The organism is Candidatus Rhodobacter oscarellae (assembly GCF_001078595.1).
In the GTDB taxonomy this organism is placed as follows: domain Bacteria; phylum Pseudomonadota; class Alphaproteobacteria; order Rhodobacterales; family Rhodobacteraceae; genus Rhodobacter_B; species Rhodobacter_B oscarellae.
This window is the reverse complement of record NZ_LFTY01000002.1, coordinates 1692511-1706089: the sequence shown is the minus strand read 5'-3', so window position 1 is coordinate 1706089 and position 13579 is coordinate 1692511. Positions and strand designations below refer to the sequence as shown.

The window sequence follows — 13579 nt, the reverse complement described above, 5'->3', positions numbered from 1 at the left end:
TCCGGCGTCGGACATTTGTCGGCAAAACGTCGGACTTCTGTCGGGCATCTGCGTCCCGCGCGCCATGGTTAACAGAGCGCGCGGTGCTTTCGCGGCGCGCCGCGCGTCCGCTAGGCGGTTGGGTCGTAGACCACCGCCCGATGCCGGTCATCGGGGTCCAGCGACGGGATCGCCGAGAGCAAGGACCTGGTATAGGCGTGCTGCGGGTTGGCAAAGAGCGCCCGGGTCTCGTTCTGCTCCATGATCACCCCGTGATACATCACCGCGACGTGGTCGCAGACATGGGCCACCACCGACAGGTCGTGGCTGATGAACAGGAAGGTTAGATCAAGTTCGTTCTGCAGGCTTTTGAGAAGGTTCAAGATATCGGCCTGGATGGAGACATCCAGAGCCGCCACCGCCTCGTCCGCCACCACGAATTTCGGCCCCGTCACCAGGGCGCGGGCGATGGAGATCCGCTGGCGCTGCCCGCCGGAGAAGGCATGCGGGAAACGACGCAGATGCTCGAGGTTCAACCGGCATTTCGCCGCGATCTCGCGCACCCGCTCGTCGGTCTCCTCGCGGGACTTGGTCAGCTTCATCACCTCCAGCGGCTCGGCGATGATATCGCGCACCGTCATGCGGGGGCTCAAGGCGGCGTAGGGGTCCTGAAAGATCAGCTGCGCACGGGTGCGGTAATCCTTCAGCTGCGCCTTATCCAAGGCGCCCACGTCGTAATCCACCTCGCCATCATTGTAGCGCACGGTGCCCGAGCTGATCGGCGCGGCGCGCAGGATCGCGCGGCCCAGCGTAGTCTTGCCCGAGCCGCTCTCGCCCACGAGCCCGACAAAGCTGCCCTTGGGGATATCTAGGCTGACTTGGTCCACGGCCTTCAGCACCGGCGCCTCGCCAAAGAAGCGCTGGCCCAGCGGGTAGTGGGTCGACAGGTTCGTGACGGTGACCAGGTTACTCATGCCACATCCTCTGGGAAAAGCGCTGCGAAGTGATCCGGTGAGACCTGGCTCATCGGCGGCACCTCGCGCTCGTAACGCGAGCCCGGCACGTGGTCGGGGTTGCGGGTGTGAAACACGCATCCCGGCGGCCGTTCGAGCGGCGAGGGGATGTCGCCGGGGATCGGCGTCAGCGGCGCGTCGAGGTCGTCGAGCTTAGGCAGCGCGTTGATCAGCCCCTTGGTATAGGGATGCGCCGGGTTGCGGATCACGTCGCGCACCGGGCCGGTCTCCATGATGCGCCCCAGATACATCACCGAGACCCGGTCGGCGGTCTGCGCGATCACGCCCAGGTCGTGGGTGATGAAGAGGATGCCCATGCCGAACTCGGCCACCAGGTCCTTCATCAGGTCGATCACCTGCGCCTGGATGGTCACATCAAGCGCCGTGGTCGGCTCGTCCGCAATCAGAAGCTTGGGCGAGGTGGAAAGCGCCATGGCGATCATCGCGCGCTGGCGCATGCCGCCCGACAGCTCGAACGCGTATTGGTCGATGCGCTTGTCGGGGTCCTTGATGCCCACGCGGTCCAGCATGTCGATGGAGTGCTTGCGGGCCCGGTCCTTGCTCATGTCGGTGTGCAGCATCAGCTGCTCGACCATCTGCTTGCCGATGGTGATCGCGGGGGCGAAGCTGGCCATCGGTTCCTGGAAGATCATCGAAATCGCACCGCCGCGGATCACGCCCATATCGCGCTCGCGCTTGAAGCTGAGGATGTCCAACGGCTGCGTGTCGGGCAGGTTGAGCACCACCTTGCTGGCCGGGTCATAGACCGTGTTGCCGCCGTTGAGCTGCATCAGCGCCTTGGCGGTCACGGACTTGCCCGAGCCGCTTTCGCCCACCAGCCCCAGCACCTCGCCAGGGGCGATGTCGAAGGAGACGTTCTCGACCGCGGTGATCAGCCCCTCGTCGGTGCGGAACCGGATCGTGAGGTCTTTGACGGAAAGCAGGCTCATTTCTTCTGCCCCCCGTAAGGATCGGCGGCGTCGCGCAGCCCGTCGCCCACAAACACAAAGGCCATCACCAGCGCGATGAAGAAGAAGACCGGGATGAAGTACCACTGGTAGTTCAGCAGCACGTCGGCGCTTGTGGTGTTCTGGAGCAGCACGCCCAGCGAGTTCACCGGGTCCTTCAGCCCCAGCCCGATGAAGCTAAGCGCCGTCTCGGACAGAACGATGTAGGGGAACGAGATCACCAGGTCCACGATGATGTAGCTGGTGAAGCTGGGCAGCAGGTGGCGGCGAATGATATGCCCCGGCCCGGCGCCGCAAAGCTGCGCCGCCAGCACGTATTCCTGCGTGCGCTCGACCAGCAGATGCGTCCTGACCCGCCGCGCCAGCGTCGGCCAGTTGATGAAGCCAATGATGATCGAGATGAAGAAGAACCGCGTCTCCGATGACCACGTATCCGGGATGAAGGCGGCGATCGCCATAAAGAGCGGGATGATCGGGATCGTTCGGAACGCGTCGGTGATCATCTGGATCACCCCGTCGATCCAGCCACCGTAATAGCCGGCGACCCCTCCTATGATCAGCGCCAGCACGAAGGATATCAGCACGCCCAGCGTGCCCACCGCCAGCGAGGTATAGATCGCGTGCAGCGTGCGGCTGAAGATGTCCTTGCCTGTGTCATCGGTGCCGAAGAGGTGGATAAAGCCCTTGTCCACGCCAAACAGGTGGATGTTCCCCTTGATCCCGAACAGCCGGTAATCGTCGCCGCGCACGAACCACTGCACATAGCGGCGGTCCTCGGTGTCGATGCTGGTCACCCAGCGGAAGTTCGTCTGGATCGAGCGCTCGCGTTTGACGCCGTAGATGAAGGGCCGCATGCTGCAGCCGTTGTGGTCGCAGAATTGCGGGATCTGCGGCGCGCCGTTGGTATAGTCCTTGTCGCGGCCCTTGATCGTGGGGTCGTAGGGCGACAGGAAGGGCGCGAAGACGCCCATCAGGACCAGCGCCATCAAGATCGTGGCGGCGACCATGGCGGCGCGCTGTTTCTTGAAGCGCGCCCAGATAAGCTGGCGCTGGGAGGCGGTGAAGTAGGCCTCTTTGCGGCGCTGGTCGATGCTGGCTTGGCTGGCTTGGTCGGTCATGTCGCTCATGCGTTGGCCCCCAGGACGGATCTGCGCACGCGCGGGTCGACCAGCGCCAGCAGGATGTCCGTGAAGAAGTTCACTGCGACGATGGTCGCCGTCAGCAGAAAGATGATTGCGCCGGCAAGCTGCTGGTCGTTGGACTGCGCCAGCGCTCCCAGCAGGAGCGCGCCCGCCTCGGTCAGCGTCAGGATCAGCGCCACGATGGGCAGCTCGTTGAAGATGCGGTTGAGGTCAAAGCCCAGCGAATTCACGATCGGCCCCAGGGCATGCCGGGCCGGGTAGCGCCACAAAAGCCGGCGACCATAGAGCCCGCGCGCCCGGGCGGCGGTCACATAGAGCTTGGACTGCTCGTCCAGCATCAGCGCCCGCACCGTCTGCAGCGCAAAGGCCGTGGCCGACCAGCCCAGCACGAAGACCGGCAGCCAGGCGCGGCCCAGGAAGTCCATCACCTTGTCCCAAGACCACGGCGCGTCGCGGAATTCATTCGAGAAGAGCCCCGTGAGGCTGTCCCCCCAGACCACCGTCGACACCAGCATGATCATCAGCGCCAAAAGGAAGTTCGGCATCGCCAACCCAAGATAGCTGATGAACCGCAAGCTGTTGTTCAGGGTCGCGTTCTCGGAGCTGGCCGCGATAATGCCCACAGGTATCGCTATGAGATAGGCCAAAAACAGCGCCGTCAGGCAGATCCCCAGCGATATCCAGAACTTATCGGCCAGAAGCGAGTTGATGTTGAGCCGCAGGATGCAGCTATCGCCGAACTGCCCACGGAAGGCGTTGCCGACCCAGGTCCCCCAGCGCACCAGGAATGGCCGGTCCAGCCCCAAGCGGCGCTCTTCAGCCTGGATATCCTCGACCGAGATGCCGGAGCCCTGGGTGTTTTTGAACGCCAGATAGCGCTCGGCGCAGGTGCCCGGCACCAGCTCCATCAGCGTGAAGACGATCAGCGAGACCAGCAGCAGCGTGAACACAGCCATGGCCGCACGTACCGCAGCGAATTGAGCAAATTGTAACATCGTCCCCCGTGCCCCTCGGCTGCGATACCTGCCTGAGCTTGTTTTGGATTTTAACCTTGGTTCTTCATGACCGCAAAAGAAGATTTTGGCCAGAGCGCGTGAACCGAACGGTGGTGTGGATTTGCTGCACAGTTCTTGGGCATGGCGATGAGCGTGGGGTCGGGCCGCGCACGAATAGCCGGTCTATGCGGGGCAGCGGGGTGTAAACATCTGCCAAAAAAGCTCGCCCAGATTCAGCAAATCTTCACCGAATCACCAAACCATAAAGGGCGGTAGGGAGGGGGAACACTGGGCGGTTAATTTTTGGTAAACCCTGCGGACAAGGCGTTAACCGAAGACCGAGTACCGCAAGAAAAAAGCCCCCGATCTCTCGGGGGCTTCCGTTTTAATTCAGCGCGTTACGCTTAGTTCTTCAAGAACCACTGCGGAGCCACATAGGGGTAGGTCCGGTAGTACTCGTAGCTCTGCGTTTTGAACTCGGCCACGTTCACCAGGCTGTTGCGGTGGTAGACCAGGTTCGGCGCCTGAACCGTGCCGATGAAGAGCAGGTTCTCGGCCATGGCCGCGGCCATGCGTGCACCGATCTCGCCAGCTTCTGCCGAGCCCGGAACTGCCGATTGGAACGCCTCCACATCCGCCATCAGGTCTTTAACAAACTGCGGAGGCTCAATGCCCTCTGCGCCGTTGCTGTCCAACCAGGTCGCCCAGAGCATGCCGGTGCGGTGGCCGAAGTAGTTCTCGAACGGCGGCACCCACAGCTCGTTATTGCCAAGGACGATGCCAACCGGCTGGCCCTTTTTCCACATGCCAACGTCAAGCTGGTTGGAGGATTGCGCCGAGCGGTACTCGTCCGGGGTGACCTCTTTGACGGCGGTTTGCACGCCGACATCGGCCCAGTTCTGCGCCACAAGCTCGACAACCTCGCCGGCGATGCCCTGCGTGGCGAACTGCATGTTCAGCACGATCTTTTCGCCATTGGGCAGCTCGCGGAAGCCGTCAGAATCGGTGTCAACCATGCCGATCCCGTCGAGCAGGGCCTTCGCACCCGCCGGATCGAACTCGGTGTTGGACGACAGAAGCGCCGGATCAACAAAGGCAGGCGTCGGCGAGAAGCCGATATACTGCTTGGCTTCGCCCTGACCGAAGAAGGCCACTTCGTTCAGCTCGTCGCGGTTGATGGCAATCGACATCGCCTTGCGGAAGTCCAGGTTGCCGAAGACTTCGCGCTTGCCCTCATCTTCGGAGGTGAGGTTGAACGAGAACACATCCATGGCGATGGTCGGCGCCATTTGCACCGTGTAGTCGCCATTCTCCATGCCATCCATCAGCTGGGGGGCACCGGCCAGTGTCAGCGACTGCGACTTATAGTCGGCCTCGGCGTTCACCAGCTTGAGCAGGCGCACCTCGTTGTCGTTGGCATAAAGCTCGTCCTGACGCGAGATGTAAGGCAGCTGCTGACCGGTCGTGTCCACCATGTGGAAATACGGGTTGGCAACCAGCTTACGACCCTCGGTGGTGTCCGAGACATAGACGTGGCTTTCCAGCGTCGGATGGGTGTCCGCGGGCAGGCAGGCCACCTGGTCGGGCGTGCGCAGCATCGGCGATGGCGTGTCCGTCCAGTCGCTGTTGCCAAAATATGCCGACAGAACCGCCAAGCCGTTCTCGAACCCACACTCGGCCGCAAGCTTGTCGGCGTCGGGGTTAATGTCGGGGTGGTATTGACCCAGGAAGTGCTTGGGCTGGAAGCCCTGCGCAAACGAGGTCGCGAAGTGCGCCAGAAGGCCGGGCTTGGGCGCGGGCAGGTTGAAGACCACGGTCAGCGCGTCCGGCGTGTCGACAGTCATCGGCTCGCCGCCCACAAGCACATAGTCCTTGGGCTTCTCGATGACCTTGCTGTCCAGCGCCAGGTTGTCATACCAGAACTTCACGTCGGCCGAGGTGAACGGCGCACCGTCCGACCACTTGTGGCCCGCGCGCAGGTTAAATGTCAGCTGGGTGAAGTCATCATTCCACGACCAGGATTTGGCGATGTTAGGCACGATGGTGTTAAGATCGTCAGCGTAGCGCACCAGGTTCACGTGGCGGATGGACAGGAAGTCCGACGTGCCGGCCTCGGTGGCGTTCGACAGGGCGTGCATGGTGCCGCCATAGGCGCCGACTTCTTCGTAAGGGACCACGACCAGCGGCTCGGCCGGGATGCGGTCGGCCAGGGCGGGCAAGGCGGGGTTGCCGCGCAGCTCACCGTTGAGGGTGTCCATCTCCGGGTTGGCGGAGAATTCCATCGTGCAGCCCGCAGCGGCCTCGAACTCGGCCAGTTCGTACTGGCCCGGGAAAGCGCCGGCTCCGACGCCGCCCATATCTGAATGCGTAACCGCCGGGCAAGCGGCATAGCTTGCCGTTGTCAGCAGAAGCGTGGCCCCTGCGGTAAGTGTCATATTTCTCATGGAGTCCCCCAAGAAAGTTAAAGTTCGAACCGTACAAAGCCTATGTAGATGAAAGGAATATGACAACATGTGATTTATCTATAGGCTTTGTCCACGGCGTCGTTCACAAAGCAGTGAAAGCTTGTGAGGTTTGGCCGGTAATCCATTGAAAATAAGTGAATAAAAATCTTCCCCGCTCAGGGAGAACCTAGGATCCGCTCATAAGGCGTCTATTTTTTCTTCCATTCTGGGCAGGCTGATCTCCAGCCATTCCGCGGCCTCTTGTCGGTTGCGCACAACGTTTAGGCAATGCGCGCTTTTGAAGGAGGCATGGGTGGCGAAGACACGCATAAGCGCAAAGACCCCGTCATCGGGTGCGACGAATACAACGCGCATCTCCAGCCCAAATTTTTTGCACAAGGTGCATAATTCCTCGGCATCATAGGCCATATCCGCGGGGGTTATGCCGGTGATCTCGGTGGCGGTCATATCGGCGATCTCGGTCGCCGCTCCCCAGTCGGCTATCTGCGCAAAGATTGTACCATAGGTCTCGCGGACATCCGTCATGCTCGCCAAGCTTTCGTGGCGTGTGAAAACAAGCTTGTCGTCTTTTGATATAGAGAATTTGAGCGGCATCTCGTCTCTCACCGTTCGCCTCACCGGGGTGAGGCATGTCAATTTTGCGACGCTCTGGTAAGAGACAAGGTAGTACGTCAGGCGTATCTGGGAACCTTAGAACGAGTTACGGAACGGTAATCGTCGCGTTGGGGTTGTGTTGACAGTAACGCATACTCACGCGAATGCAAGAATTTTTCTTGCTAAAAGAATAGATTAGGAATTGGTGGGCCCGGTTAAGGCGCAATTAAAAAAACCGGCCTGAGCCGGGCGGGGCGGCTTCGCGACCTGCTGTGATGACAAAACGCTTTCCATTTAGGTTTTTCAGAACCAGTCCTGAGATTATCCGCTTGGCGGTCGTGATGTGCGTTCGATTCCCTCTGCCCCTGAGACGTGTCGAAGATCTCCAAGCTACGTCACGAAGCGCCGTTCTTGCCGAGCGGCGTCGGCTTTGTTCCGGCGATCTGCGGTAAACTGAGACTGGTTGGAATTCCTGTGACAGCAGCTTTCGGTCGGGCCCTAAGTCTCGAAAAGCTGGCCGTATCCCGCAACCCTGGTGTCCAGTTCTGCGAGCCGCACAACGCCCCAGGTGCCGGCCATGGCGCTGGAGATAAGCGGCAGGCCGGTTAAGTCCTCTAATGGTTGCGTGATCGCTGCGGTGTGCAAGCCGCCGCAAGACAGAAAAATGGCATCGGCCTGGGGGCTTGCGGCTGCGGTCTTCAAGCAAAGCTCATTCAGCTGTGCGTCGGTGACGTTTAAGACGTCTTCTACTTCCGAGAGATTAAGGGACTCCAGGTTTTCGACGCAGTACCCGCTGGCCTCCAGGTATCGGACCAATGGGATGTTGAGCGCATCCGTGTAGGCCGTTGCAATCGCAATGCGCGCGCCGCCAACATGTCTTAGCGCATCAAGCACGGCATTGGTCATCGTCGTGCAAGGCAAGCCCGTTGCATCCTTCATGACCTCAACCAGCTGCGCATTATACGCCGGACCGCGGTAGAAGCTTAATGAGGTGCCCATGAGAGAGATCACGTCAGCACCTTGCACGGCCAGTGTTTTGGCACAGGTGGCGATGCGATCGAGAACCTCTTCAAAACTTGCGGGCGAGACGTCCTTTATCGCCAGACCCGTGGCCAGGAAATTGACGTCCGGATAGAGCTCCAGGGGTTCCGGGGGCACCTCTCCGGCGGCCGGGGGGACGATCATTCCAATGGTGGCTGGGGAGGGAGGCATCGCGAGGTCTGCTATTTCACTCCGGCACTGGTGTCGCATCTGTTCGCGGTGAGGAAGAAATCGAACAGCCGGTCGCTGTCGATCATCTCATGTTCCCGCGTGAGGCGACGAACAAGGACTGAATCGCGTGCTCGAAGCGCCGCGATGATCTTGTCATGCTCCTCGATGGATCGCGGCATGCGGTCCAGTTTTTCGAACAGCCACGACCGGTAGGGCGAGACGCGCAGGCGCACGGTCTTAAGCGTCTGCAACAAGGTCGTGTTCGCGGAGGCCTGTGCGATAACGAAGTGGAATTTGACGTTCAGATCCTGAAACTCTCGCGAATCTTCGTTCTTCATGGCGTTTCTCAATTGGCCCTGAAGCACTTCTAAGGTCGCGATCTCTGCGTCGGATATGCGGCGCCCGGCGAGTTCTGCCACCAGGGTTTCCAGGCCGATCAAGGCTTCGAAGAGCTCGGCCAGTTCCGCGCCTTCAACCTTGCGGACATATGCTTGCTGACGGGGGGGCGCATCCACCATTCCTTGCGACGACAATTCCCGGATGGCCTCCCTTACCGGTGTGCGGGAGATACCGAGCCGTTCGGCCCAAAGACGCTCGTCCAGCCGTGTGCCCGGCAATAGACGACCGCTGAGGATTTCATCCTCGATCGCGCGGCGCGCTTTGGACGCGAGCTTTTCGTCTTCAGGAATTGACGGGGCCGTGTAGTCCATCCTGTTTATCTATCCCTTTTGTAGGTCAGGATAACGGTCGAGATGTCGGCATCTGCATGCCCATCTTTTGCGGTGTCATTTAACAGCCGCAAGGCGTTTTCAGTCATCGGCATGCTTGCGCCGACCGTTTCTCCGACGTCGCAGACAGTCACAAGATCCTTTTGCATCGTGGCCACCGCCCCCAGAGGGTCCTCAAAATCGCGGGCGGACATGCGCGGGGCCAACAGCTGGAAGGGCTTGGAATCCGCAAAACCACCACCAAGCGCCTGCGCAAGCCGTGTTGCGTCAACGCCGGCCTCTTCCGCAAGATTGACCGCCTCCGCCACCAGAACCATCGTGCAGCCCGAAATCACCTGATTGACCAGTTTGGTCATCTGGCCGGTGCCTGTCGGACCCATATGGGTGACGTTCTGCGCCAGATGCTTCAGCACCGGTTGCACCTGATCGAAATCCGCAAGCCGCCCGCCCACCATGATGGTCAACGTGCCTGCCTTGGCCGCGGGCGTGCCGCCGGATACAGGCGCGTCAAGCCATGCCGTGCCCGTCTCGGAGGCGAGGCGTTCCGCCAGAGCTTTGGTTGTCTCTGGGTGGATGGATGAAAAGTCGATCAGTACTTCTGGCACATGTTCCGCCGAGGCAACCCCGGAGGGGCCGAACAAAACGGCCTCGACGGCCTTGGCGTTTGTCAGACACATCAGCAGGAGATCGCTTTGTGCCGCGACCTCTGCTGGGTTGGTCGCAAGGCGTGCGCCCGCATCGACCGCCGGGCCGCATTTTTCGGTTGAGCGGTTCCAGACGATCACCTCGTATCCGGCGGCCAATAACCGCAAAGCCATGGGCAAGCCCATAAGGCCCATGCCGAGATATCCGATGCGTGGCTTAGTCATTGGGCACCTCATCATATGGCCATTCCACCGCGCCGGAATGGGTCACCGCCCCGGCATAAGCGCTGCCCACAAGGGCCGCGTATTTCTCGTGCGCCCCGGCCAATTTACGCGGCTTTGCTTGTTCGAACCTGGCGCGGCGGGATGCGAGTTCGTCCTCGTCCACCAGCAGCGTCATGGTCCGCGCCTCATTCGTGTCAATGCGTATCCGGTCACCGTTTTGCACGAGCGCCAGCAACCCGCCGGCGGCGGCTTCGGGCGACAGGTACCCGATGCACATGCCGCGCGTTGCGCCGGAGAACCGACCATCCGTCACCAGCGCCACCTTCTCGCCCATACCTTGCCCGTAAAGAACAGCCGTCGGCCCGAGCATCTCACGCATGCCCGGCCCGCCTTTGGGGCCTTCGTTGCGGATGATAATAACGTCTCCCGGTTCATAGTCCTGCTTGCGGATCGCCTTCATACAGTCTTCTTCGCTTTCAAAGACGCGGGCAGGCCCCTCGTGAACCCGCTTTTTCAAGCCTGCGACTTTGATAAAAGCGCCCTCGGTGGCGAGGTTACCCTTAAGCACAATCACGCCGCCCGAACTGTCGATGGCATCTGACAGCGGGCGGATCACCTCGCCATCTGGGGCAGGGGCATCCGCCACGGCCTGTTCCAGCGTTTCCCCGGTCAGACACAAGGTGTCGCCATGCATGAAACCACCCGAGATCAGCTCTTTGATGATCACAGCAACGCCGCCAAGCCGGTGCACGTCTATGGCGTAGTATGCACCACCGGGACGGAGGTTGCCGATAAGGGGCGTGCGTTCAAAGACCGCGCCAACGTCGTCCATGGTGAACGTAATGCCCGCCTCGTGCGCGATGGCCGAGATATGCATTCCGGCGTTGGTCGAGCCACCGGTTGCCGCAACGATGGCACATGCATTCTCCAGCGATTTTCGCGTGATAAGATCACGCGGCAGCGGTCCGCCGCGTTCGAGAATATCCATGACCATACCGCCGGCCTTGCGTGCGACGGAATCTCTTTCGGCATAAACAGCCGGGATCATTGAGCTGCCCAGGGGCGCGATTCCCAGCACTTCTGACACCATCCCCATCGTGTTCGCGGTGAACTGTCCGGGGCAGGCGCCGATTGTTGGCATTGCCGCGCGCTCAAGATCCTCAAGATCTTCACGGCTCATCGCTCCGGTCATCACGGCGCCAGCGCCCTCGTAGGTATCCAGCACCGACACGGGCTTTCCGCGCCATTGCCCAACCAATGTGCTGCCACCAAACACGAAAACCGACGGCGCATTGCAGCGCACCATGGCCATGATGATGGCGGGCAGGTTCTTGTCGCAGCCGCCAAAGCCGACCAGCCCGTCATATGCGTGACCGCGCATAACAAGCTCGATGGAATCGGCAATGAGCTCACGGGACATGAGCGAACATTTCATCCCCTGATGGTTCATGCTGATCCCATCAGAGACCGAGATCGTGGTGAAGGCGCGCGGCGTGCCTCCGGCCTCTTTGACGCCCGCATGCGCATGCGCCGCCTGATCGCCAAGATTGGCATTGCAAGGCGAGGTTTCGCCGTGGGTCGAGACGACGCCAATCATCGGCTTGGCGATGTCTTCTTCGCTTAGCCCCGAGCCACGCATGAACGCGCGATGCGGCGCGCGGTCCAGACCATCTGTGGTAACGCGCGACCTTAAGGGCGTGGTGTTGCGACGCTCATTTCCCATTTTCGGCTCCTGAGTTATATGCCTTGATTGCCGTTCGGTATGCCTTTTGCCCGCCTGTCATTTCACGAATGCCGGTAGCCAAAGCGACAGGAGCGGAACCAGAGCGATCAGGGCCAATCGAAACAGGTCGGCGACCCAAAAGGCGGTGACCCCTCGAAAGATCGTCGACGTTTTGACATCGGGCAGAACGCCGCGCAGAACAAAGACGTTTAGCCCAACCGGAGGGGTGATCAGACTGATCTCGGTTATCACCACGACCACGATGCCGAACCAAATCGGATCATATCCAAGCTGCTCAACCAGCGGGAAAAAGATCGGCACGGTCAGCAGGATCATCGACAGGCTTTCGAACACGCAGCCCAGGATCAGGTAGATCAGCAGGATCGCCAGGATGACGAGCCAGGGCGTGTCAGAGAACTGCGCCGCCAGCGCCAGCAGCGCCTGCGGGAAGTCCGTCAAGTTGATGAAGTTCGCAAACAGCAGGGCCCCGATCAAGATCGTGAACAGCATCGCCGTGGTCAGGGCGCTTTCCTCAAGGATCTCAAACAGCAAACGCCAGGTCAGAGTTCCACGGAAAAGCGCAAAGAAAAACGCGCCTATTGCTCCGATACCAGCGGCCTCGGTCGGGCTGAAGACGCCGCCGTATATGCCGCCCATCACGACGCCAAACAGGATCACCACGCCCCAAACCGATGACAGGGCCCGCATCCGCTCTGGCCAGCTTTGCCGCTCGGCGGATGGCCCCGCCGCGGGGTTGCGCCAGATTGTGAAGCGCACGGCCAATAGATAGAACAGCACGCCAATTAGACCGGGCAGAACGCCCGCGGCAAACAGCTTGCCAATGCTCGTTTGGGTGAGAATTCCGTAGATCACCAAGAGAACGCTGGGCGGAATAAGGATCCCCAATGTGCCGCCTGCCGCAATGGACCCCGAGGCCAAGGCATCGCTGTAGCCGTAGCGGCGCATGGATGGCATGGCCACCTTGGACATGGTGGCCGCCGTGGCCAGCGAAGATCCGCAGATCGCGCTAAATCCGCCGCAGGCTACGACCGTCGCCATGGCAAGCCCGCCCTTGCGGTGTCCCAGAAAGGCATTGGAGGCGTTGTAAAGCTCTTCCGCCAGGCGTGACCGCGCGACGAAATTGCCCATCAGCACAAACAGCGGAACCACCGAAAGCTCATAGTTTATGGCGGCGTCATAGGCGGTTTGGCCTACGTTATAGAGCGCGCCTGTGGGGGTTCCCACGTAAGCCATGCCCAAAAACCCAACAATAATCATGACAAAGGCGACGGGTATTCTGAGAAAGGCCAGAAACAGCAACAAGGCCATGCCGGCGAGGGCTTCGATCATTTAGTGTTATCCTGAATTGGTCTCAGACCGTGGATCTGGTGGGCAAACTTGACCAGAAAAACGACAGCGGTCATCGCACAGAGGGCTGCCATGGCGGCGCTAAACGGCCAGAGCTCAAGAATGAGCTCGTCCGAGACCTCTTCATAGCGATGTTGATCTCGTGATCGGATCGCCAGCCGCCATGCCAGCAACGCCATCGTGGCGGAGCAAATCAAGCTGATGACGATTGCACGGTACTCTGCGAAGCGCTTTGGCGTGAAGCTGTCAAGAAGATCGACGGTCACGTGGCTGTTCCGAATGACCGACAAGGGAAGCGCCAGAAAGATGATCGCGGGCATCATCAGAGAGACTATCTCATAGCCCGCGGGCAACGGCTTTAGGAACACATACCGCCCTACGACATCAACGAACGTGACGACCATCATCGCGAATAGGAAAACGCAGGACAGCACGGACAGCCATTTGAGCGGCCACGCCGCCGGAGGGTCTTCAGGGCCGGTTAGGGGCCCTGAAGTGTTGCGAGGTGCATCGCTGGACATGT

At 60.6% G+C, this 13579-nt stretch carries 12 protein-coding genes and 1 pseudogene; 1 reads left to right on the top strand and 12 read right to left on the bottom strand.

Translation table 11 applies throughout. The features are described 5' to 3' along the window. Positions 1 to 110: 110 nt before the first annotated feature. From AIOL_RS13080 to AIOL_RS13055, 6 genes are all read right to left on the bottom strand, one after another. Complete coding sequence (locus AIOL_RS13080) at positions 111 to 953, bottom strand: ATP-binding cassette domain-containing protein (protein ID WP_049643388.1); 843 nt, start codon at positions 951 to 953, stop codon at positions 111 to 113. Next, on the bottom strand, positions 950 to 1942 hold the full coding sequence (locus AIOL_RS13075; protein WP_049643387.1) for an ABC transporter ATP-binding protein: 993 nt from the start codon (positions 1940 to 1942) through the stop codon (positions 950 to 952). Before AIOL_RS13075 ends, AIOL_RS13080 begins: the two co-directional genes overlap by 4 nt. Then, the gene (locus AIOL_RS13070) at positions 1939 to 3087 is read right to left on the bottom strand and encodes an ABC transporter permease (RefSeq protein ID WP_049643386.1); all 1149 of its coding nucleotides are present in this window, start codon (positions 3085 to 3087) and stop codon (positions 1939 to 1941) included. Before AIOL_RS13070 ends, AIOL_RS13075 begins: the two co-directional genes overlap by 4 nt. Then, the gene (locus AIOL_RS13065) at positions 3084 to 4097 is read right to left on the bottom strand and encodes an ABC transporter permease (RefSeq protein WP_049643385.1); all 1014 of its coding nucleotides are present in this window, start codon (positions 4095 to 4097) and stop codon (positions 3084 to 3086) included. Before AIOL_RS13065 ends, AIOL_RS13070 begins: the two co-directional genes overlap by 4 nt. A gap of 404 nt (positions 4098 to 4501) precedes the next feature. Beyond that, a complete protein-coding gene (locus AIOL_RS13060) occupies positions 4502 to 6541 on the bottom strand; it encodes an ABC transporter substrate-binding protein (protein WP_049643384.1) in 2040 nt (679 codons plus the stop codon). Between the two features lie 198 nt (positions 6542 to 6739). Continuing rightward, on the bottom strand, positions 6740 to 7087 hold the full coding sequence (locus tag AIOL_RS13055; RefSeq protein ID WP_152912520.1) for a hypothetical protein: 348 nt from the start codon (positions 7085 to 7087) through the stop codon (positions 6740 to 6742). Positions 7088 to 7431: 344 nt separating this feature from the next. Here AIOL_RS13055 and AIOL_RS25930 point away from each other — a divergent pair. Then, positions 7432 to 7542, top strand: a pseudogene (locus tag AIOL_RS25930) (IS6 family transposase); the annotation flags it as partial. A 112-nt stretch (positions 7543 to 7654) separates the two neighbouring features. Here AIOL_RS25930 and AIOL_RS13050 read toward each other — a convergent pair. From AIOL_RS13050 to AIOL_RS13025, 6 genes are read right to left on the bottom strand one after another with little or no spacing between them, the layout of a single operon-like run. Beyond that, positions 7655 to 8341, bottom strand: coding sequence for an arylmalonate decarboxylase (locus AIOL_RS13050; RefSeq protein ID WP_200898754.1), 687 nt, complete (start codon positions 8339 to 8341; stop codon positions 7655 to 7657). A gap of 38 nt (positions 8342 to 8379) precedes the next feature. Next, positions 8380 to 9078 carry a GntR family transcriptional regulator gene (locus AIOL_RS13045; protein ID WP_049643381.1) on the bottom strand — a complete coding sequence of 233 codons (699 nt, stop codon included), beginning with the start codon at positions 9076 to 9078 and terminating at the stop codon, positions 8380 to 8382. A gap of 5 nt (positions 9079 to 9083) precedes the next feature. After that, the gene (locus tag AIOL_RS13040) at positions 9084 to 9965 is read right to left on the bottom strand and encodes an NAD(P)-dependent oxidoreductase (RefSeq protein ID WP_053101267.1); all 882 of its coding nucleotides are present in this window, start codon (positions 9963 to 9965) and stop codon (positions 9084 to 9086) included. Beyond that, a complete protein-coding gene (gene ilvD / locus AIOL_RS13035; RefSeq protein ID WP_049643379.1) occupies positions 9958 to 11688 on the bottom strand; it encodes a dihydroxy-acid dehydratase in 1731 nt (576 codons plus the stop codon). Before ilvD ends, AIOL_RS13040 begins: the two co-directional genes overlap by 8 nt. A gap of 57 nt (positions 11689 to 11745) precedes the next feature. Then, a complete protein-coding gene (locus AIOL_RS13030) occupies positions 11746 to 13038 on the bottom strand; it encodes a TRAP transporter large permease (protein WP_049643378.1) in 1293 nt (430 codons plus the stop codon). Next, entirely contained in the window at positions 13035 to 13577 is a 543-nt protein-coding gene (locus tag AIOL_RS13025) for a TRAP transporter small permease (protein ID WP_082152574.1), read from the bottom strand. Before AIOL_RS13025 ends, AIOL_RS13030 begins: the two co-directional genes overlap by 4 nt. Positions 13578 to 13579: the final 2 nt, after the last annotated feature.

What these genes read in the sequence shown, in the direction of transcription:
- AIOL_RS13080 (WP_049643388.1), bottom strand. Translation starts at nt 953, where the DNA reads ATGAGTAACCTGGTCACCGTCACGAACCTGTCGACCCACTACCCGCTG.
- AIOL_RS13075 (WP_049643387.1), bottom strand. Translation starts at nt 1,942, where the DNA reads ATGAGCCTGCTTTCCGTCAAAGACCTCACGATCCGGTTCCGCACCGAC.
- AIOL_RS13070 (WP_049643386.1), bottom strand. Translation starts at nt 3,087, where the DNA reads ATGAGCGACATGACCGACCAAGCCAGCCAAGCCAGCATCGACCAGCGC.
- AIOL_RS13065 (WP_049643385.1), bottom strand. Translation starts at nt 4,097, where the DNA reads ATGTTACAATTTGCTCAATTCGCTGCGGTACGTGCGGCCATGGCTGTG.
- AIOL_RS13060 (WP_049643384.1), bottom strand. Translation starts at nt 6,541, where the DNA reads ATGAGAAATATGACACTTACCGCAGGGGCCACGCTTCTGCTGACAACG.
- AIOL_RS13055 (WP_152912520.1), bottom strand. Translation starts at nt 7,087, where the DNA reads ATGACGGATGTCCGCGAGACCTATGGTACAATCTTTGCGCAGATAGCC.
- AIOL_RS13050 (WP_200898754.1), bottom strand. Translation starts at nt 8,341, where the DNA reads ATGATCGTCCCCCCGGCCGCCGGAGAGGTGCCCCCGGAACCCCTGGAG.
- AIOL_RS13045 (WP_049643381.1), bottom strand. Translation starts at nt 9,078, where the DNA reads ATGGACTACACGGCCCCGTCAATTCCTGAAGACGAAAAGCTCGCGTCC.
- AIOL_RS13040 (WP_053101267.1), bottom strand. Translation starts at nt 9,965, where the DNA reads ATGACTAAGCCACGCATCGGATATCTCGGCATGGGCCTTATGGGCTTG.
- ilvD (WP_049643379.1), bottom strand. Translation starts at nt 11,688, where the DNA reads ATGGGAAATGAGCGTCGCAACACCACGCCCTTAAGGTCGCGCGTTACC.
- AIOL_RS13030 (WP_049643378.1), bottom strand. Translation starts at nt 13,038, where the DNA reads ATGATCGAAGCCCTCGCCGGCATGGCCTTGTTGCTGTTTCTGGCCTTT.
- AIOL_RS13025 (WP_082152574.1), bottom strand. Translation starts at nt 13,577, where the DNA reads ATGTCCAGCGATGCACCTCGCAACACTTCAGGGCCCCTAACCGGCCCT.